The organism is Prevotella pallens, assembly GCF_900454935.1.
Classification (GTDB): domain Bacteria; phylum Bacteroidota; class Bacteroidia; order Bacteroidales; family Bacteroidaceae; genus Prevotella; species Prevotella pallens.
Window position 1 is genome coordinate 19020 of record NZ_UGTP01000001.1, and the last position, 21482, is coordinate 40501.

Genomic DNA, 21482 nt, shown 5'->3' on the forward strand with positions numbered 1-21482 from the left:
GCGTTAAAGCGGGATGTAGCGCAGTTGGTAGCGCACTACGTTCGGGACGTAGGGGTCGCTGGTTCGAATCCAGTCATCCCGACAACACAAAAGGCAAGCGAAAACAACATCGCTTGCCTTTTATTTTTATCTAAACCAAACTAAAAAACCGCAACAAACAGCCTCTTATTCAAACCAAACACATAGCCTCTAACCCACAACACACTGTTAGAGTAGCAACAAAATGCTCTTCCATTGCGCAACTTAAAAAACTTTGCAACAAAAACATAGCCAACGCAGTTGTGTACACTCAACACATTCGCCCAACCCTCACAGTTTCTTCTCTCCGCTCTCCCACCACGTTCACAATAGTTGCGTGTCGTTCCCACTATGGTTGCGCATTTCTTTTACTATAGTTACACATATCTTTCACTATGGTTGCGCAATATTTTCACACGCATCAAACAGTTTTATTTACACATAAATAAAGTTTTACTTACACGTAAATAAAACTCTACTTACACGTAAATAAAGTTTTACTTACACGTAAGTAAAACCATCTATTGCGTATAACATCGTCGCACACTCATAATAGAAACAGAAAACAAATATGTACGAACAATTGCGCACACACATCGCCATACCACATATAGCAAATAAATCAGCCACTAAACACAGTGCAAACAACCATTATATACGCTACCAACAACAACCGTATATGCAGCAAACACCAGCCGTGTACGCTACGAACACCCACCGTATACGCCGATTTATCGTGCCCGCATATACATTCACAACCACGAAACAACAACAAACACACACGAACACAACGAATAACCAACCACAAAACAACAACAAACATATACGGGCGAGATAAATCTGCCCCTACGCCTAACGGAATGTACACCAACCATTCGTGGAATGTACGCAACACATTTCGCAAAATATTCGATGCAATATAACAGACCGAACAACAAGCAAACAAGAAGAAAAAACTAAAATATTATAAAATAAAGGCTTTTATAACCTCCCCTTTATAGGTATTTATGTGCACTTCTATACTGTCGCCTTTATGCGCAAAGGTGGTTGGAATGCTAACAAAAGTGCGCACTGTGTAATATTGAGGAACATTGTTTTGCTGGTGTAGCAAACGTAGTGTATATTTGTTTGTTCCGCTTACCGACGATACTACATTTTCTAAACTTACGCCTAACGACTGTTCATTTTCTGTGTCCTTACCCGTCTTTAGAGCCAATTCAAGATTAATATACTTTCGTGTTTTGGCTATCCAAGCACTGGTAAAGCCCATTGGATCGGGTGTATTTGTGGTATGCGGTTGTTGCGACACTGGCAGAACATAAACTTTAGAAATAGCTATGGGCACAACTTCTAAGTTGTTTCTACTATAATATAGTTGTGCCCTATAGGTGGTATCTGCCTTTGTTGCCCATTTTGCACTTAAAGCCGAATGCAACAAAAGAGTATCGCCATCGTCGGTAACAGCCGAAACAAAAGCAGCATTGGTATTAGTAGTAGCCTCAACAAAGTCGGACTGCAGATAAGAGTATTCCGAATCGCCCGTTTTAAAACTATCGTTAGTACAAGCTACCAACAGAATGACGATGAGAAACAAAAAGAAGAACGATTTACGCATTAGCTTTTATATAGTTGCGAGTAGGGTTGGCATACATTTCCAATAGACGTTGGCGCAAATATACTTCGTCTTTACCTGGGAGTGTTATTTTTGCGAGTTGTTGTTCTATATAAGCATCGAATTTTGCTTTATCAGCGTCAGTATACTTATTAGCGTAAGTTGTGGTGTCCTCAAGTTCGTCCAGTGCAACATAATTGTTGGTATAAAGGCGATAGTTGCGGTGTATTTCTTTATCTATATGTTCACAAACGGCATCTAACAGAGGACCGTTTGCCATATTTGCATTTTTCAGTGAGTCTAAATATGCGTCAATACAAGGAGCAGCGTGATAATGAATAGAGCCTTTATAGCCCATTATGCCAGTTTGCATACTGAGAACATCATCCATAGATGCTTTTTTCCAATTTGCATTATCGCGTTTTGCTTGCATTTCTGCAGCCTTTAGATAGTCGCAAGGGTCGTATTCGTAAGAAATAGAAAGTGGAACGATATGGAATTGCTGAAGTCTTTCGAGTAATGTACCTTCGGCTCCCAATGCAAACATTTTAAGAACAGACTTTTGTGTAAGGTCGTTAGAATCTTTAGCACGCCCTTCTCGCTGTGCAATCCATAGATTTTCGTGTTTCTCTTTGAGAGCAAACACCATATAGCGTGCCATCTTTATGCTTGCCTGCATAAGTTCGCGAGGAGTAAGATCACGCTTTACAATGAAACTCTTGTTAAGTCGTGCTAAGTCGCGTACCCACGGTAACGATAAAAGATTATCGCCAATAGCAATTTCACAAGTAGTGGCAAAGCCGTTATCTATTAGCAACTTTGAAAGAAAAGCAGAATCGAGTACAATATCACGATGATTACTAACAAATGTATATTGCTTTGTGTTATCAATCTCCGATGAGTCCATATCACACCCCGTACTAGCCTTATCTATGAGTCCTTGCAGAAAATGATAGGCAAAAGCTTTCTGAAATTCAAGGCTGGTTTTACACTGGTGCATCTTCTGCGAAATAGCATCTATAGGCACACCAGGATAAAGATAGTTTAATACTTGTTGAAATTGTTTGTTTGCAAGCAAGCGATTGTAAACTTCGGGTAGTTCTTCAGACTCAAATGGTCGTATATCGTCAAATTCAGAAGGTGTTTTCATAACCTATTATATTTATGTGTTAGCTATTTTTAAACAGTTGCTATAAACAAATAAAGGTGCAGAGCCATATTGGTCTACACCTTATATTATATAACATATTTAGAATTGGTTTTCTACTATATCGCTTAGTACATCTTTTATGTCAAGTCCGGCAGCTTTCACTTGTTGTGGAACAAAACTTGTAACGGTCATTCCTGGAGTAGTATTTACTTCGAGCATATTGATAACATCGTTTCCATTGTTATCTTTTGTAATAATATAATCGATACGAATAATACCATTTGCGTGCAGAATATCGTAGATGTGAGAAGTAACCTCTGTTACCTTTTCAGCCAATTCTTTGCTAATACGAGCAGGAGTAATTTCGTCTACCTCGCCATTGTATTTAGCATTATAATCGAAAAACTCGTTGCTTGTAACCACTTCTGTGATGGGGAATGGAACCGACTTTTCTTTCGTTTTATATATTCCTTGTGTTATTTCAACACCATCAAGGAAACTTTCTACCATAACTTCTGAACTTTCCATAAAAGCCTTACGAAGTGCAGGAGCTAATTGGTCGGCATTCTTTACTTTTGAAACACCAAAGCTACTACCATCGGTTGCTGGTTTTACAAAACATGGCATACCTATTTTCTCTGCTATTTCTTTTTCGTTGTATGCATCGCCAATACGAAGCAAAATACTTTCAGAAACATGAATGCTATATGATTTCAAATAACGATTCAGCACAAACTTATCGAATGTGAGTGCCGATGCCAATACATCGCATGTAGAATAAGGAATATTTACCAGCTCAAAATAGCCTTGCATAATACCATTTTCGCCTGGACGTCCATGTATAGTAATATATGCATAGTCGAAAAAGATGGTCTGACCATTATTATTAAACGAAAAATCGTTTTTATTAATAGGTGCAGTGTGCCCATTATCGAGGTTTACATGCCAATCTGTTCCTTTTACATCGACTATATAAATATTGTAACGTTCCTTATCGAAGAAGGAATACAATCCTTGTGCAGAACGGAGCGAAACATCGTGTTCTGAAGAATCGCCACCACAAACGATGGCTATTGTACGTTTCATATCTTTCATTCTTATTACTTATTTTTAATTATGCAAGAAGCTCACGATAGTTCTTGTTTACCATTTATATAATTTCGCCACTTCTCTATTACGTTTGCTAAATCATTGGGAAGTTCACTTGTAAAGTCCATTTGCTCTCCAGTATTTGGGTGAACAAAGCCAAGTGTTTTTGCGTGCAAGGCTTGTCGGTTACACAACTTAAAACAATTTTGTATATAGGCTTTATATGTACTAGAACGCTGTCCTCGCAATATTTCTGTGCCGCCATAGCGTTCATCTCCAAAAAGTGGGTGTCCAATATGTTTCATGTGTGCCCTAATTTGGTGTGTTCGACCTGTTTCTAATACACATTCTATTAGAGTGGTATAGCCAAATCGTTCCAAAACTTTATAGTGCGTAACAGCAGGTTTCCCTATACCCGAATTAGGAGAAAACACCTTCATACGTAGTCTGTCCTTTGGATTGCGTCCAATATTTCCTTCTACTCGTCCTCCGTTCTCTGTAAAGTTTCCCCAGACTAATGCAACATAGCTACGATGTGTTGTTTTATTAAAGAACTGTTTACCAAGATTTGTTTTTGCATCAGGAGTTTTAGCTATTAAAAGAAGTCCACTTGTATCTTTATCAATACGATGAACCAAGCCAACAGCAGGATCGTTTGGGTCGAAATTCTTTAAATCGCGCAAATGCCAAGCTATAGCATTGATAAGTGTTCCGTGAAAATTTCCAGCTCCAGGGTGCACAACAAGTCCCGCAGGTTTATTTATTACCATAATTTCGTTGTCTTCGTAAACAACATTAAGTGGTATATCTTCGGCAACAATTGTATTATCGTGTTTCGGGCAGCCTAACATTAGAGTGATAACATCGTTAGGCCGAACCTTATAACTACTTTTTACTGGCGTCCCATTAACATAAATGCTACCAGCTTCAGCAGCTTTCTGAATACGATTACGGCTAGAATTAGGCATTCGTTCGAATAAAAACTTATCTATCCGTACAGAACCTTGCCCACTATCTACCACCATTCTAAAGTGTTCGTAAAGTTCACCCGTATCAGTTGTTATCTCATCTTCGTCTAAAAGATTGTCAACTAAATCTTCATTAAAGTATTCTTCGTTGTCTATCATACCTTACTCTTTATTCAGTTGGCTTTGGTGCATTCTGGTCAGGCGGTAAAGCTGGCGATTTTGGTGGAACAGAAGGAACCGTACGTGGAGTAGATTTACTTTCTTCTTTTATTTCGTTTCCATTTTCATCTACAGGAACTTCCACCCAATCATAATACTCTTCGTATTTAGGCTCTTCAACCTCTACATCTTCATATCTACTTCCCGACTGATTTATAGTATCGTTTGCATTACGTGTTCCATCGCCCACTTGTAATACTATTACGGCATCGTTAGGAATCCGATCTCCTGCCTGTGCAGGCTTTCCATTTACCAAAACGCCATAAACCCAGTCTTTTTCTCCAGGAACATATTCAGGATCGCCCACTTTAAAACCCATTGAAAGTAATTCTGCTTGCGCTTCTCTAAGAGAACTATTATCTGCCAAATCTGGTAAAGGTAATGTTGGCGCACTGGCAGCATTAATAGTTACATATATAACGCGTGTAGATTTTACACGTTTCCCGCCAGCAGGTGTCTGTTCTAAAATACAATCGGGTGGTAAGTTTTTTACGTATCCTGTATCAGAGACTTCAATTGTCAATCCTACTTTATCCATAATATCGAGCGCATCGTCGTATTGTTTATGAAGTACATTTGGCACAACGATAGACTCGCCCATGTGGGTATAATAGTCAATTCCATATCGCACACCTATAAAAAGTATTGTTACGAGAATTACTATTGCGAGGACATTTCCCCAAATATAGGTACTAAAAAAGCTGTGGACGAATCCCTTTGACGTCATTTTTATTATACTATATATCTTATTATGGGCAAAGTTAAATAAAAAAACGGAAAGAAGCAAAGAATAGTCTCTCCTTCTTTCCGTTTCTAAGTCAATTTTCTATAAGCCTTTAGATTACTTTCCGTGATGTTCGTCAGACACAGTAAGTTTCTTACGACCTTTTGCACGACGAGCTGCCAAAACACGGCGACCATCTTTTGTTGCCATTCTTTCACGAAAACCGTGTTTATTTACACGACGACGGTTGTGAGGCTGAAATGTTCTTTTCATTGTTATATATTCTTTTTATGTTATTATGCAAAATAAACTCTACGTTGAGACACAATCTCACGTTATGGGTTGCAAAATTACTTATTCTTTTTCAATTAACCAAGAAAAGGCTGTTTTTTAGCTGAATAATTTATGTTTTTTTCCATATTTTGCTTAACTTTGCAGCGCAAAGCAAATTATCCCGTAACAAATAAATAATAAATATAAATAATAGATTATGATTAATTCACAAGAAATCAAAATCGGGACATGTATCCGTCTTGATGGAAAGATTTGGACTTGTATTGACTTTCAACATAGGAAGCCGGGTAAGGGTAATACGGTTATGATTACTAAACTGAAGAATGTTGCTGATGGTCGTGTATTAGAGCGTACATTCCAAGTAGGTTTTAAACTTGAAGATGTTCGCGTTGAACGTCGTCCGTACCAGTATCTTTATCAAGACCCTACTGGATATATCTTTATGAATCAGGAAACTTTTGAACAGATTCCTATTCCTCTCCACCAAATTACAGGAGCTGACTATATGAAAGAAGGCGACATAGTAGAAGTTGTTACAGATACTTCTGATGGAACTATCCTTTCTGCCGAGATGCCTGTTAAAACTGTATTGAAAATTACACATAGCGAACCTGGAGTAAAAGGAAATACAGCTACAAACGCTACAAAACCTGCCACATTAGAGACTGGCGCTGTAGTTAGAGTTCCACTCTTTATTAACGAAGGCGAAACTATTCAGATTGATACACGCGACGGAAGTTACTTAGGTCGTATAAACGCATAATACAACAAAAGGACAAAAGTTGAGAAAACAACCCAACTTTCTGTCCTTTTTTCTTTTTTATAATACCGCATAATGCACCAACCTAACCTAAGTATTATGAAATACAGCATTATTGTTCCCGTTTTTAATCGTCCAGACGAAGTAAACGAACTTCTATCTAGTTTGTTAGGTCAGACTTTCACTGATTTTGAAGTTATAATTGTAGAAGATGGTTCACAAAAAACATGCGAAGAGGTTTGCAGAAAATACTCAAATCAACTTGATTTGCATTATTTTATGAAACCTAATTCTGGTCCAGGACAAAGCCGAAATTATGGTGCTGAACGTGCAAAAGGCGAATACTTACTAATATTAGATTCTGACGTTGTATTACCCGAGGGATATTTAAGTGCTATTGAAGAAGAACTTAAACGTGAACCTGCCGATGCTTTCGGTGGTCCTGACGCTGCCCACGAATCATTTTCTGATACTCAGAAAGCTATTTCATACTCTATGACATCGTTTTTTACTACGGGTGGCATTCGTGGTGGCAAAAAAAAGCTAGACAAGTTCTATCCTCGTTCTTTCAATATGGGCATTCGTCGCAATGTTTATATGGAACTTGGAGGTTTTTCTAAAATGCGTTTCGGAGAAGATATAGACTTTTCTATCCGTATTTTTAAAGCTAATAAACGTTGTCGCCTCTTTCCAGATGCATGGGTTTGGCACAAACGCCGTACCGATTTCAGAAAATTTTATAGACAAGTGTACAATTCGGGGATTGCACGCATAAACCTTTATAAGAAATATCCAGAATCGCTGAAACTAGTTCATCTGCTACCAATGGTATTCACCGTGGGTGTTATATTCCTTAGCCTACTTTTTATTATCGGTCTTTTCGTTTCGCTCGTGCCATCGGTTTCTTATTCTTCAAAAACTGTGGGTTTATCTTTTTGTATATGTGCTATTGCCCCTATCCTACTCTATTCACTCTTAATCTTGATAGATAGTACTATTCAAAACAAAAGCATAAAAATTGGCTTTCTTAGTATTCGCGCTGCTTTCGTGCAACTTATGGGCTACGGTTTCGGATTTATTGAAGCATGGTGGAAACGTTGCATAAAAGGCAAAGACGAATTTGCTGCTTTCGAGAAGAATTTCTATAAATAACAGCAAACACAATGGAGATAACAAAACTAACCATTGATAAATGGGCAGAAGAAGATCAACCACGCGAAAAGCTAATTAACTTTGGAGCTGAAACTCTTTCTAATGCCGAACTTTTAGCTATTCTTATTGGTTCTGGATCAACACGCGAAACAGCTGTAGAACTTATGAAACGAGTGTTAGCAGATTGCAAGAACAATCTTAATACTCTTGGGAAATTATCTATTACCGACCTTACAACCTATATGGGTATAGGCGAAGCAAAGGCTGTAACTATACTTGCCGCATGCGAATTAGGAAAAAGACGACAGGCATCTGATATTGAAAAACGTCTAAATCTTAATTCGGCTATTTCTATATACAACTATATGTATCCAAAAGTTCAAGATAAAGATATTGAAGAAGCGTGGATTTTATTGTTGAATCAAAAGTTAGACCTTATAGAAGCTAAATGTATTTCGCACGGAGGTATTACTGGAACTGCTATTGATATACGTATAATTTTAAAAGAAGCATTACTAAGAAATGCTACTGCTATTGCTTTATGCCACAATCACCCCAGCGGAAACCCTCGTCCTAGTAGAGAAGACGACAATATTACTAACAGTTTAAAGAAAGCTGCCGATACAATGCATATTTATTTTGTAGACCACGTTATAGTTGCCCAACAACACTTTTATTCTTATCGCGAGGAAGGGAAAATATAGTTGGTAAATACTATCATTCTATTTCCTATTTATTATTTTTAAAAAGAAAAAAACAGAGCATTAAACCAGTATTTTATTTCTTATTAAGAATAAATTGAGCATTAAACTTGTAGCATTGTTACGCATAGTTTAACACTATATAGAAAGTAAAAAAATACCCCCATAATACAGAAATAGCTATATGAGGGTATTATATTAAAGCAAATAATTTTGTTTATAAATTTCGAATTACAAATTTATTTTACTCTTAAAGCACGGGTGGCATTTAGCACTGCTAATACCATTACGCCAACATCTGCAAAAACAGCCATTCCCATTGTTGCTATTCCTACAGTAGAAAGTATAAGAACTGCGACTTTTACACCAATAGCAAATACTGCATTTTGTCGAGCAATGCCAATAGTTCTTCTAGAAATAGCGATGGATTTGGCTATTTTTGAAGGTTTATCGTCCATAAGAACAACATTTGCTGCCTCTATTGCGGCATCACTTCCAAGTGCTCCCATTGCAATTCCAATATCAGCTCGGGCTAAAACAGGTGCATCGTTTATACCGTCTCCCACAAAAGCAAGTGTACTTTTAATAGGTTTTTGGTGTAATAAGCGTTCAACGTGTTCAACTTTATCAGCAGGCATTAGTTCGCTATAATATTCGTCTATTCCTAATTTATTAGCAATTACATCGGCTACTTCTTTACGATCGCCAGTTAGCATTACTGTTTTTTCTATTCCAATTTTCTTTAAGTTCGCGATAGCCGAAGAAGCATCGGTTTTTATTTGGTCGGCTATCACAATATGACCAACATATTTGCCATCTATGGCTACATGTACAGAGGTCCCCTTTGAATGTTGGCATTTGCTACAGGCAACAATTTCAGCACCTATATGTTCCATAAATTTTTTGTTACCTACACATACGTTTTTACCGTTTATTTCGGCAGAAATTCCTTGTCCGGCAAATTCTTTTATGTTTTCTACTTTGCATTCGCACCCCGTATCTTTATAAGCATTTCTCAGAGCAATTGCTATTGGGTGTGTAGAAAATTGTTCAACATGTGCTGCAAGATGCAAGAGTTCTTGTTCTGAAAACTGATTAGGGTGAATAGCTTCTACCTCAAAAACACCACGAGTTAATGTTCCAGTTTTATCGAAAACAATAGTTTTTGCACGTGCTAAAGCTTCCATATAATTTCCACCTTTTATAAGAATACCTATATGTCCGGCACCTCCAATACCACAGAAGAACGATAATGGGATAGAAATAACCAAAGCACACGGACAACTAACAATTAAGAATGTAAGTGCACGGTAAAGCCAAGTAGAAAGAGCATCGTTATAACTGTCAGCAAAAAAAGGTGGAATAAACGCTAGAATAATTGCAGCAATAACAACGATAGGAGTATATATGTGTGCGAAGCGACGAATAAATGATTCGTTCTTCGATTTATTTTCACTTGCTTCCTCTACTAACTGTAGAATTCTTGAAGCAGTAGAATTATTGAAAGTTTTACTTACCTTTATTTTCAATAACCCAGAGATATTCACGCACCCTGATACAACATTGTCGCCCAAAGTAACATCTTTTGGAATGCTTTCGCCTGTTAAGGCTACAGTGTTAAGACTAGAGTTGCCTTCAATTATTTCTCCATCGAGCGGAATTTTCTCTCCCGGTTTCACAAGTATCGTTTCTCCAATGGCAACATTAGCGGGATTTGTTACGATGATTTCGCCTTTTTTTATAACATTTGCAGAGTCGGGGCGAATATCCATAAGGTTAGAAATAGAATCTCGAGTTTTGTCTTCGGCATAATGTTCAAAGAGTTCTCCAATTTGGAAGAATAGCATAACGAAAACACCTTCTAAAAATTCGGGTTCTCCATTGGGTAAAAATCCAATAATAAAGGCTCCAATTGTAGCAATAGACATAAGAAGGTCTTCGTCGAAAGGATTTCCTTCCATAATTCCTTCTACAGCTTCGCCCAATACATCATAACTAATAAGCAAATAGGGCACAAAATAAACAATTAATGTTTGCCACATAGGCAAATTGTAGTTTCGGTCTATCAACCATGCTATTAATAGCAATACAGAAGTAAGGATAATTCTTATAACTTTTTTCTTCATCGTTTTTTGTTTTGTTACTAATTTTGCGACAAAGTTAAATAAAAGAATATGCAACCAAGTTGCAAAGTTTGCTGTATACAAGATAGTTTTTTAACAAACAAAGTGAAATGAATATAAATAATGTTCTATAGCTACGTAGAAAGTATGTGAAAGCAATATGAACAATAAAATAAATGAGCTTTTATTCGTCTGTTAAGCAATTAATCATTAAATTTGTGCGATTTTAAAAAGTTATGTGGAAATGTAAAATGCTTAACAAGTTAAATTTCTATTTGTTCTTTTACTTTTTTCGCAGTTTTTGCATTTCTTTATGATGTTAGGTCAAAACAATAAGTATTTAAATTTTAGATGAACGTAATTACGAAAACTCTTCAATTGTCTGATGGAAGAAGCATCACAATTGAAACTGGAAAGGTTGCAAAACAAGCTGATGGCGCAGCAGTAATTAGAATGGGTAACACTGTGCTTTTAGCAACAGTTTGTGCAGCTAAAGAGGCAGTTCCAGGTACAGACTTTATGCCTTTGCAAGTAGATTATCGCGAACAATACGCAGCTGCAGGTAGATTTCCTGGTGGTTTTACTAAACGCGAGGGCAAAGCTAACGATGATGAAATACTAACTTCACGTCTTGTAGACCGTGTTCTTCGTCCACTTTTTCCTTCAGATTATCACACAGAAGTATTTGTTAACGTAATGCTTCTCTCAGCTGACGGTATCGATATGCCCGATGCATTGGCAGGTTTTGCAGCATCTGTAGCTATGCAATGCTCAAATATACCTATCGAATATCCTATCTCTGAAGTTCGTGTTGCACGAATTAATGGAGAATATGTCATAAATCCAACCTTCGAACAGATGAAAGAAGCTGATATGGACATAATGGTTGGTGCTACCAAAGATAATATTATGATGGTAGAAGGCGAAATGGACGAAGTGTCTGAGCAAGATCTTATTAATGCTTTGAAAGCTGCACACGATGCTATTAAACCAATGTGCGAAATTCAAGAAGAACTTGCAAAAGAACTTGGTACAGATGTTAAGCGCGAATATTGCGATGAAATAAACGATGAAGAACTTCGCGAGCAAGTTAAGAAAGAAACATACGATGCTTGCTACGCACAGGCACAAAGTGGCGACGACGATAAGAAACATCGTGAGGAAGTTTACGATAAAATAAAAACAGACTTCATAGAACGTTACGATGCTGCACATACAGAACTCTCTGAAGACGACCTTGAAGAAAAACACGCAGAAATAGAAAGATATTTTGCTGATGTACAACGCGACTCAATGCGTCGTAGTGTTCTTGATACAGGCAAACGCATGGATGGTCGTGCTTGCGATGAAATTCGTCCAATTTGGTGCGAAGTTAATCCATTACCAATGCCTCATGGAAGTGCTTATTTCCAACGTGGCGAAACATTAGCACTTGCAACTTGTACATTAGGAACGAAGTTAGACGAAAAGATGGTAGACAATGTGCTCGATAAGAGTTACCAACGTTTCCTTCTTCATTATAATTTCCCTCCTTTCTGCACTGGCGAAGCAAAAGCACAACGTGGAGTTGGTCGTCGTGAAATAGGACATGGACATTTAGCATGGCGTGGTTTGAAAGGAATGATACCAGAAGATTTTCCTTATACAGTACGTCTCGTAAGTCAGGTATTAGAATCTAACGGTTCTTCTTCTATGGCTACCGTATGTTCTGGTACACTTGCTTTGATGGATGCGGGTGTTCCTATCAAAAAACCTGTTTCAGGAATTGCAATGGGCTTAATAAAAAATCCTGGCGAAGAGAAATATGCTGTACTTAGTGATATTCTTGGCGATGAAGACCACTTAGGCGATATGGACTTTAAAACTACAGGTACTCGCGATGGTATTACAGCAACGCAAATGGATATAAAGTGTGATGGACTTTCATTCGAAATTCTTGAGAAAGCACTTATGCAAGCAAAACAAGCTCGCGAATATATTCTTGATAAAATAACAGAAACAATTCCTGAACCACGTAAGGAAATGAAACCACAAGTACCAAGAATTGAAACTCTCGAAATTCCAAAAGAATTTATTGGTGCTATTATTGGTCCTGGTGGTAAGATAATTCAGCAAATGCAAGAAGAAAGTGGAGCTACTATTACCATTGACGAAGTTGATGGTGTAGGTAAAATTCAGGTTTCTGCACCCAATAAAACTGCAATTGATGCTGCAATGGGCAAAATTAAATCAATTGTTGCCGTACCAGAAATAGGAGAAGTTTACGAAGGTACAGTTCGTTCTATTATGCCTTATGGTTGCTTTGTTGAGATTTTACCAGGTAAAGATGGTTTGCTTCATATTTCTGAAATTGATTGGAAACACTTAGCAACAGTTGAAGAAGCTGGAATAAAAGAAGGCGATAAAATTTCGGTTAAACTTCTTGATATTGATCCTAAAACTGGTAAATATAAACTTTCACACCGTTGTTTGCTCGAAAAGCCAGAAGGATATGTAGAACCTCAGCGTCGCCCACGTGGAGAAAGAGGAGAACGTCGCCAACATCGCGACAATAATCATCGTTCTTAATTGTAGAGAAATATAACCATATATGGTTTTCTTCTTACAAACAAATTACAACTAATTATTTTAAGAACAAATATTAATTTTAAGTTCCACAAATTCTATTGAATTTGTGGAACTTTTATTTATAAGTCTATTTATTTGTCGATGAATTTGTACTTTTTTGTGGTTAAAATCAATTTCAAAGCCTGTCTATTTCCTGCCAAAATAGGTTGTGTTCATTATCCGCTAAAATTTTATTTTTTACCCATTATTATTTTCTTCATTCTTTCTTTGGAAGGAAGAAAGTATATTATAAGTATCAAAAACAAAGCTATTGGAGGTGTAAAGCAGAAAAATATAGCTGCAGTTCCAGCTAAATTGAATAATATAGGCGAATAATTAACTTTTATAACAAAAAAGAGCATTATTGCTAACATTGCAATTATAAGTGTAATTAGAAAAAAGATGTGTTCACTTTTCACATAAGAAAGTAGTGCAATGTAGTGATATATATCCTTTTTTTGTGCTGATAAGAAACATGGAATTTCTCGTTCATTATCTTGTAAGTGTTTTTGTTCTATACAGCAACCTAAAAATGTAGGACGTTCTTCCTTATTCCAGTAAATACTTTTTAAAAATAAAACTCCATCAAAATTATTAACTTCAAATTCTTTATCAGGGAACTTATCAGATGAAAATTGCATACTGGCTGGAGTAAATTTTCCCCCTTTAGTAAATCTAATTCCAACATCTTGAGTTGGGCATTGCTCATTATTATACTTAATAGGAATATTAACGAACACAACTTCGTTGTTTGTTTTATAACATTCTATAAAAAGAAAGCCTACATAAACAAAGAAGATAAGCCATTGTAGCCCGATAATGCTTTTTTTATAATAGATTGGTTTCATACGTTTTTAATCTTTTGTTTTTATTTGTAACAACATCTGTTACTTTAAATTAGTTTGTGTCCAAACACGAACCGTATTACACTGATATTTCTCTTGTTTGATAGGACAAAGTTAATGTATTATTTTTATATCGTCTTCTGTTTTGAAAATAAACTGCATTTCTCAAGTTTTTTTATGTCGTTCCACTTCTACAAATCATATAAGGCGTTTCTATATTTTTGTGTTTATTGATAGATACTTGCCGATAATGCTTTTTTCTATAGGCATAGTGCTTTTAAGAATGCTTTCTTTTCTGTATAGACTCGAATAAAAGCAGCGTCTTTCTTTTGATGTTTCTACTATTTCCATTACCTTTGTATGTATAAAAAACGAAGATATGGACAGCAAAGAATTGTATAAACTATACGAACAACACCCCGTAATAACCACAGATAGTCGCAATTGTCCCAAAGGAAGTATATTTATTGCACTGAAAGGAGCGTCGTTCGATGGTAATAAATTTGCAAAAGCTGCATTAGAAAAAGGGTGCAGTTATGCTATTGTAGACGAGAAAGAATATGCTGAAGCAGGAAACGAACATATTATATTTGTAGACGATGCTCTTGTGGCTTACAAAGAAATAGCAAGAGAACACCGCCGTACATTCCAAATTCCTGTGATTGGTATTACTGGAACAAACGGAAAAACTACATCGAAAGAGCTAATTTCGGCTGTTTTGGCAGAGAAATATAATGTATTGCACACAGAAGGCAATTTTAACAACGATGTAGGTGTACCTAAAACCTTGTTATGTTTACGTCCCGAACACGAAATTGCTGTAATAGAAATGGGAGCATCTCATAAGGGAGATATTAAAAAGTTGGTAGAATATGTAGAACCTACCTGTGGATTAATAACAAATGTAGGGCGTGCTCACCTGCAAGGTTTTGGAAGTTTTGAAGGTGTGAAACAAACAAAGGGCGAACTTTACGATTATTTGAAAGCACACAATTGTTTACTTTTCCTAAACGAAAGTAATACCGACCTTACCGAAATGGCTGAACAACGCAATTTTGAACGAATTGTTTCGTATGGTCAAGACGAAACTGCAAATATACAAGGCGAAATTGTAGATTGTGCACCCTTTCTTCGCTTCCGTTGGCATGAGGCTGGAGGCGAATGGAAAGAAGTTCTTACCCATCTTGTAGGTGCATATAATTTAGATAATATGTTGGCTGCCATTGCTATAGGTTTGCATTTTGGCGTTTCAACACAACAAATTTGCCACGCATTAGAAAATTATGTGCCAAGCAATAATCGTTCTCAGCTAACCGAAACACAAAACAACAAACTTATTGTTGATGCCTACAATGCTAACCCTTCAAGTATGGCTGCTGCCATAGAAAACTTCCGATTAATGGCTGTAAAAAATAAAATGGCAATACTTGGAGATATGCGAGAATTAGGAGATGTTACTGCCGAAGAACATCAAAAAATAGTAGATTTGCTGCTTGCAGCAGGCATTACAAATGTGTGGCTTGTGGGCGATGAATTTGGAAAAACCAAAACTACATTCCAAAAATTTAAAGATGTAGAAGAGGTGAAAGCCGAATTAGCTCACAATATGCCTAAAAACCATTATATACTAATAAAAGGTAGTAATGGCACAAAGCTATACGAACTACCAAAATTGCTATAAACAATAGCAAAATAAAAATATAAAGCGTATAAAAAGTTTGCTAACAGTAAATTAAGAAGCAACTTTCTATACGCTTTTCTGTTCATTTATTCCTCTTTCTACCCATTTTTATTGCGGTTCTTTGTAATTATTAAGCAGTTTAAGGTAGAATGTTTTAAAGTCGTTCCACTTATAATAATAAGGAGTAGAAGTCTTAGGCAATGGCATTGTAACTTCTTCCTCGTTAAGCAATGCTTTTATAAGAATATCGGCTTTGGGTTTCTTAGGATTCTTATAAAAAACAAACTGAATATTTGCTGCCATTGGAAATATATGTGCACTGTTCCAACCTTTTGTTTCCAAACTGTCAAGATTAAACACTTGTACATTATAGTTGTTAAGGTTTAATAAACAGGTTAAAGGCATTATCATTGTATCGTGTCCAAAGCGAAGAGTTGCCCCTGGATGTGGGAGCGATAAACATGAATCGGCTTCGGTTATTATTTTTCGTAGCAAATTTCGCTGCGAAAAAGGTTGGTTTCCTCCATTTTGTGGAGCTCCTGCATAATGTAAATACCACCAAACATTAGACCGTTGCCAGAGAGAATATAATTCGTCGGGCGTAAAAATATCGTATAACGATAACGAATGGCGTATTTCAGAATTCTGAACAATACCTGCCAGACTAAACAAATCGCGCACAAATTGTCCAACGTTTATGTTTTTATCTACAAAACTACTATCTGTAAAAAGTCGCGATATTAATGGACGGAAGTTTAAATGTTGCTTATCCCAATCGTTTTGTGCATTTTTCACTTCTTCGGTTTCTTTTTGTAACATTAGTTTTTTATCCGAAAGATTCATATAATACATATCGTGTGCACTGGCATCGCAACGCACTTTTAAACGTGTGTTTTGCCTTATAAGCTCCTGAAGTTCGTTTTCCATCGATAAAATACAACGAATAACAACCGTCGATTTTGCATCTACCCATACAGAATCTTTAAAAACAGAAGGAAAACGCTTGTACATTCTTCTTGCTATTTGCTTGTGTTGTTCTGCTCCTAATGGTGTAAGTTCGCCCCATCTGTTATATGCTTCGGCATACATACGGCGTATTTTTGCTATAGTTTCTTTTCCTTTACTGGTAAGAACACCTATAGAATCGGCTTTTTCGAGTATTTGTAATGGACGTAAATATTGATAATCGTGAATAAGATAACGCGAACCGTGCCTTCCATAATGCGAAATATACACCGGAATATAGCCCGTTGGAGGTGGAGTTAGCTTTCCAGATGGCGTAGGATAAGCAAGATAATTGTTTGCCGAAAGTTCTGGTTTAGCATAAATTTCTTTTTTAAACGATTGTGCTGTTGTGTGTAACGGCAACAAAATAGCCATTATACATAGCAAAATTAAATGTTTCCTCATATCCTTATAGTGTTTATATTGAGTTTATCTAAATGATCAGAGTTTTATTTTTGTATGTTGAATCACTACAGCACACATTGCCTCTTTGTGCAAAGATAGCTATTTTTTTAGCGAATACAAAGAGACGGTGTTAGGAGAATGTGTATTAGAACAAAAAGTTTTGTTTTATTAAACTCAAATGGTTATAAAACTGTACTATCAGCATATACAGTTTACACTATTATTTCCAAAAAGGTATCGTTTTTTTTATTGGTATCCTACTCTCTTTTATGTCTTTTTACGCATTAAGCCTGCAATATAAAAATATTTCGTATTTGATTTGTTGCATATTTATATGATACAAAAAAAGAGATGCACCATTTCTAGTGCATCTCTAATTCAGTTTCTTTCAATTTCAAAACATTTTTTATGGGTGTGGTTGTGAGCCTCCGCCACCTTCAGGTTTCTTTTTACCTTTTGTTTTGTCGTAAGCAGGAATTTTAAAATACTCAACATCGTGCAATGTTCTGAAATCGACACTTGGTCTAAACAAAACCATAGTTTTTTTAATGTGAGTAGCAGGCTTAAAATCCTCTTCTTTCTCTACAGCTTTCGCAGTAAAAGTAGGACGGAATGTGCCAAGCGGTCCCGCATCTACAATGTTACCTTGCGAACAAAGTAAGTTTAATACAGTTCGGAATTTGTAAAAAACAGCTGCAACATCTGCTTGACTTACTGTGGAACCATCTGCCATAAACTCGCAAAGTTTATCGAAAGTTACACGTTGTTTTTGGCAAACTGCTCTGGCAACATACATTGTTGTGCCTTTTTTGGGTCCAACACCCATTTTTCTTTTTGTAATTGAATAATGCATAAATTGATATATTAAGATTAATAAAAAGTAGCACTTGCTTTTTTTGTCGCACACAAGTGCTTTTTACCGTGCGATGGTGCAAAGTTACAAACTCAATAGCCCCATTCAAAGTAAAAGAGGTATAGTTTTGTGGGTAGTTTTGTGGCAGTCGGTTTAAAAGTGTAGAAAATGGCATAAATGTTATTGTTTTTCAGGCATTTATGTACTCTGAACTTTTTGTTAAAAAAGTATTGGGTAGTAGTTTTTTTATTTGTTTTATATGTATAATATGCTTTTTGTTATCTTAAATTTAATAGCTATTGTGTTCTTTATCAGAGCCTTCACTGTGGTTTACTATCCTTTAATAGAAAGCTTAATAACTAAAATAAGAAACTACGAAAAACTGTGTAGCCTAATCATATTTTCGCATAAGAATATGGTATATAGAAAATGATATGAATTTTATTTTAGCGTTTAAGAGTTTGTACCTTTATAGATGTTAAGAGGCAAGTTTATGGCTACTTATAATGCACTGTAATTACAGCACGGAAAACTATAATTAAAAAAAATAATTTTGTAATTAGATTTTTGAAATTTATAATTATAAATCGTTGCATTTTAAATAAGAAATTAAAAAAATGCAACAATAAAATTTGGCAACAATAATTTTGTTTGGCTTATTGTTTTTACGCAATGCGAAATAAAGTATGTGGTATTAACAAGAGGCAGAAAAAAACGGTGCATTAAGAAACGTGTTCTTAACACACCGAAATAGGTTTTTGGGGGCTATTTTTCTTCTAAAGAAATTGTTTCTAAATGTTTTTTGTTATTCTTGTTCTTTATTTTAAACTTATCGAACCCTTCTCCGAACACACCCATTACTTGACTTTGAGTAACAAAAGCACGTGGATCTATATCGTTTATAAGATGATAAAGGGTTCTTGCTTCGCGCTGTCGGGTAACAACCAATACAACTTTTGTGGTTTGTCCGCTATAATAGCCGTGAGCATCAATAATAGTACAGCCACGATGAGGCGGAGTTTCTACAATTTGTTTACATATTTCTTTATATCGTTCGGAAATAATAAGGAACTGAACGGAACGTCTGCCTGCATTTACCACTTGGTCTAACACAAACGAAACTATAAACAACGAGAGATAACCATAAATAACACGTTCCCAATCTTTCAAAACCAAATAACTTAATGTTACAATAGAAGTATCTACTAAAATTAATACTCGACCAAGGGAAATATCGTGATATTTGTTTACAATAGCGGCTACAATATCAGAACCGCCTGAACTTCCATTATAAGAAAGACAAAAACCTAAACCCATTCCACAGAATAACGAACCTATAAGCATAGCAACAAATGGCTGTTCGTGCATAATTGTAGGGTGTGGAAAATATCCTCGCAAGAAACCTGTAGCAAAAGTCATAACCAACACACCATAAATTGTTTTAACGCAAAAGCGCCAACCAAGTGTTTTTAATGCTACCGTTAATAAAATGGCGTTTAAAACAAAATAAGTATAGGAAACTGGAATGTTTAAAGCCCAGAAAACAGTAGACGATAAACCTGCAACGCCACCTGTACTAATGTCGTTTGGTAGTAAAAAAATGGTCCAACCAATGCCATACGAGATACATCCGAGGGCTATCATAATGTAATCTATAACCTCGCGATAAAGAACTTTTTTTGAAATAGAAATTTCCATTAATTTAAGTCTATTTATTTTTTGCAAAAGTAGCGATTTATATTGGATAAAGCGACTTATAAGGCTCAAAAAACATATTTCTTGCCACAAAGAAAACTATAAGCAACATTGCAGAAAAAACTATTTCTCTATTTTAGCATCTGCATTTTTGTGTTTCTCCTCTATTTCTTTTTCTATCTTTTCACGTTCTTGTTCTGCTTTTGTTTCGTTATAGGCACGCAAAATGGGGTCTTCTGTATTGATTCCATCGAACGTTTTAAATATTTCGCGTTGCTTTCTTACATGTTCTTTATCGCGGCGGAGGCGTTTGTCGAGCATTAAACCTATATCAAATTCACGGATATCATGTTTTGGAGCTTTATCCAGTATATCGCGTTTTGGCATTTGTTTAAGTAACTCTCTACCATTCACAATGTGTTTTCCCCACACAACAACTTCGCCAAGCGATTGTTTTTCAGGAAAAAGAAACACGGTGTCTTTTTGTACTTCGGTTTGTGTTAGTGTTTCTGTATGGTATTTTACTTTAGAGAATGTAGCAGTTTCGTAAGCAACAGGAAGATTTATTATGCCACGATAGTCGGTTTTTCCAAAATGTTTTCCATTTACAGCTATAAGCACATCGCGAATGGGCAAACTAGTTACACCATCGCAAACTTGAACTTGTTGAGCACAAGCTATAGTAAGGTGGATTATAAAGATAAATAATAATAAAACTTTACGTTGCATAGCTGTTGGTTTTATAGTTGCAAAGATAAACTTTATATTTGAATTTGTAAATTTAGCTACACACAATTATCTGTAAAATTAATAAACGAAACGAAAGGGTAATAAACTTTTAAGAATTATTTGTTTTGGTGATGCGTTACGAATATGCGCTTACAAATAGAATATAGATTCATTTCCCATATTAAAAAGTAAATCGAGAATACTAAGATTAGGTTGGAAACCTATTTTAGGTTCGTATACTTGATAATAAGGCATTGGTACAAAATCTTTATCTGCAAGTGGGTGTTTCGGACGTATTACTTCGCGAAAATCAGCATATTCTCCGATGAAATCGTTATTTTTGTTGATTGGTATAAACTCATTCGTGGAGCAGATATTAGGTTGCAAGTCGAGCAATTCGCAAAGTGTATATGTTATTTCTGTATTAAAATCGAAAAGATATTTCCATTTTCTTTCGAAGAATGGGCGAATGTCGTCTTGGTAATATTCAAAGAAAGGGCTTTCGCCGTATGCCGAAAGTAGTGCATTCCAATGTTGGTGTCGCCAATTATCGTGATCGCTAATGCAAACATCGCACATTTCGCATTTTTTATTATCGAACTTTTCTACAGGAATAGAAAGAGTTTGCTGTCCGTTTGCTGTTGCAATAACACATCGATTACGATAAGTTTGCTTTACAAAATGGTCGTGCTGTTCTATTAAACACAAATCGTACCTATTCAGCTTTTGAAACCACTGAATGGGTGCAAAATAAGCAGAGGAAAGTAGTGCAGGAAGCATAAAGAAATTAGAATAAACGAAAAAAATAGCATTGTTGGATAGGTCTGCCTTAGTAGACTTTTTCGAACAATG

The 21482-nt window shown here is 36.0% G+C and carries 19 protein-coding genes and 1 tRNA gene; 7 read left to right on the forward strand and 13 right to left on the reverse strand.

Annotation, left to right across the window (positions count from 1 at the left end; translation table 11 throughout):
- Positions 1 to 9: 9 nt before the first annotated feature.
- Both DX009_RS00085 and DX009_RS00090 read left to right on the forward strand, forming a co-directional pair.
- A tRNA-Pro gene (locus DX009_RS00085) sits at positions 10 to 82 on the forward strand.
- A 574-nt stretch (positions 83 to 656) separates the two neighbouring features.
- Positions 657 to 941: a hypothetical protein gene (locus DX009_RS00090; protein WP_115082596.1), complete on the forward strand. Its 285-nt coding sequence runs from the start codon at positions 657 to 659 to the stop codon at positions 939 to 941.
- Positions 942 to 982: 41 nt separating this feature from the next.
- On the opposite strand, the gene DX009_RS00095 is transcribed toward DX009_RS00090, so the two are convergent.
- The 6 genes from DX009_RS00095 to rpmH all read right to left on the reverse strand — a co-directional run bounded on the left by DX009_RS00095 (position 983) and on the right by rpmH (position 6053).
- Positions 983 to 1633: a NigD1/NigD2 family lipoprotein gene (locus tag DX009_RS00095; protein ID WP_115082597.1), complete on the reverse strand. Its 651-nt coding sequence runs from the start codon at positions 1631 to 1633 to the stop codon at positions 983 to 985.
- Complete coding sequence (locus tag DX009_RS00100) at positions 1626 to 2780, reverse strand: 1-acyl-sn-glycerol-3-phosphate acyltransferase (RefSeq protein WP_115082598.1); 1155 nt, start codon at positions 2778 to 2780, stop codon at positions 1626 to 1628. The genes DX009_RS00095 and DX009_RS00100 overlap by 8 nt, the downstream gene beginning before the upstream one ends.
- Positions 2781 to 2879: 99 nt before the next feature.
- Positions 2880 to 3875, reverse strand: a complete 996-nt coding sequence (locus DX009_RS00105) for a D-alanine--D-alanine ligase (protein ID WP_006044083.1) — start codon at positions 3873 to 3875, stop codon at positions 2880 to 2882.
- A gap of 32 nt (positions 3876 to 3907) precedes the next feature.
- Complete coding sequence (locus DX009_RS00110; RefSeq protein WP_115082599.1) at positions 3908 to 4996, reverse strand: RluA family pseudouridine synthase; 1089 nt, start codon at positions 4994 to 4996, stop codon at positions 3908 to 3910.
- A 10-nt stretch (positions 4997 to 5006) separates the two neighbouring features.
- Positions 5007 to 5783: a PASTA domain-containing protein gene (locus DX009_RS00115; protein WP_006044081.1), complete on the reverse strand. Its 777-nt coding sequence runs from the start codon at positions 5781 to 5783 to the stop codon at positions 5007 to 5009.
- 114 nt (positions 5784 to 5897) lie between these two features.
- Positions 5898 to 6053 carry a 50S ribosomal protein L34 gene (gene rpmH, locus DX009_RS00120; protein ID WP_004354441.1) on the reverse strand — a complete coding sequence of 52 codons (156 nt, stop codon included), beginning with the start codon at positions 6051 to 6053 and terminating at the stop codon, positions 5898 to 5900.
- A gap of 217 nt (positions 6054 to 6270) precedes the next feature.
- Between rpmH and efp the strand changes: the two genes are divergently transcribed.
- The 3 genes from efp (at position 6271) to radC (ending at position 8690) form a co-directional block, all read left to right on the forward strand.
- Positions 6271 to 6837: an elongation factor P gene (gene efp, locus DX009_RS00125; RefSeq protein WP_006044079.1), complete on the forward strand. Its 567-nt coding sequence runs from the start codon at positions 6271 to 6273 to the stop codon at positions 6835 to 6837.
- 96 nt (positions 6838 to 6933) lie between these two features.
- Positions 6934 to 7986: a glycosyltransferase family 2 protein gene (locus DX009_RS00130; RefSeq protein ID WP_115083775.1), complete on the forward strand. Its 1053-nt coding sequence runs from the start codon at positions 6934 to 6936 to the stop codon at positions 7984 to 7986.
- A gap of 11 nt (positions 7987 to 7997) precedes the next feature.
- A complete protein-coding gene (gene radC, locus DX009_RS00135) occupies positions 7998 to 8690 on the forward strand; it encodes a RadC family protein (RefSeq protein WP_115082600.1) in 693 nt (230 codons plus the stop codon).
- Positions 8691 to 8926: 236 nt separating this feature from the next.
- On the opposite strand, the gene DX009_RS00140 is transcribed toward radC, so the two are convergent.
- A complete protein-coding gene (locus DX009_RS00140) occupies positions 8927 to 10813 on the reverse strand; it encodes a heavy metal translocating P-type ATPase (RefSeq protein WP_115082601.1) in 1887 nt (628 codons plus the stop codon).
- 348 nt (positions 10814 to 11161) lie between these two features.
- On the opposite strand from DX009_RS00140, the gene pnp reads away from it, so the two are divergent.
- Positions 11162 to 13378, forward strand: a complete 2217-nt coding sequence (gene pnp / locus DX009_RS00145) for a polyribonucleotide nucleotidyltransferase (protein ID WP_006044072.1) — start codon at positions 11162 to 11164, stop codon at positions 13376 to 13378.
- A 230-nt stretch (positions 13379 to 13608) separates the two neighbouring features.
- On the opposite strand, the gene DX009_RS00150 is transcribed toward pnp, so the two are convergent.
- The gene (locus DX009_RS00150) at positions 13609 to 14265 is read right to left on the reverse strand and encodes a hypothetical protein (protein ID WP_115082602.1); all 657 of its coding nucleotides are present in this window, start codon (positions 14263 to 14265) and stop codon (positions 13609 to 13611) included.
- 376 nt (positions 14266 to 14641) lie between these two features.
- On the opposite strand from DX009_RS00150, the gene DX009_RS00155 reads away from it, so the two are divergent.
- On the forward strand, positions 14642 to 15943 hold the full coding sequence (locus DX009_RS00155; RefSeq protein ID WP_006044068.1) for a UDP-N-acetylmuramoyl-tripeptide--D-alanyl-D-alanine ligase: 1302 nt from the start codon (positions 14642 to 14644) through the stop codon (positions 15941 to 15943).
- Positions 15944 to 16051: 108 nt separating this feature from the next.
- On the opposite strand, the gene DX009_RS00160 is transcribed toward DX009_RS00155, so the two are convergent.
- From DX009_RS00160 to DX009_RS00180, 5 genes are all read right to left on the reverse strand, one after another.
- Entirely contained in the window at positions 16052 to 17353 is a 1302-nt protein-coding gene (locus DX009_RS00160) for a histidine phosphatase family protein (RefSeq protein WP_040595353.1), read from the reverse strand.
- Positions 17354 to 17759: 406 nt separating this feature from the next.
- Positions 17760 to 18206, reverse strand: a complete 447-nt coding sequence (locus DX009_RS00165) for an HU family DNA-binding protein (protein WP_006044066.1) — start codon at positions 18204 to 18206, stop codon at positions 17760 to 17762.
- Between the two features lie 765 nt (positions 18207 to 18971).
- Complete coding sequence (locus DX009_RS00170; RefSeq protein WP_115082603.1) at positions 18972 to 19904, reverse strand: YitT family protein; 933 nt, start codon at positions 19902 to 19904, stop codon at positions 18972 to 18974.
- A gap of 120 nt (positions 19905 to 20024) precedes the next feature.
- Positions 20025 to 20630: a hypothetical protein gene (locus tag DX009_RS00175; RefSeq protein WP_115082604.1), complete on the reverse strand. Its 606-nt coding sequence runs from the start codon at positions 20628 to 20630 to the stop codon at positions 20025 to 20027.
- Between the two features lie 150 nt (positions 20631 to 20780).
- Entirely contained in the window at positions 20781 to 21410 is a 630-nt protein-coding gene (locus DX009_RS00180) for a WbqC family protein (RefSeq protein ID WP_006044061.1), read from the reverse strand.
- Positions 21411 to 21482 lie beyond the last annotated feature (72 nt).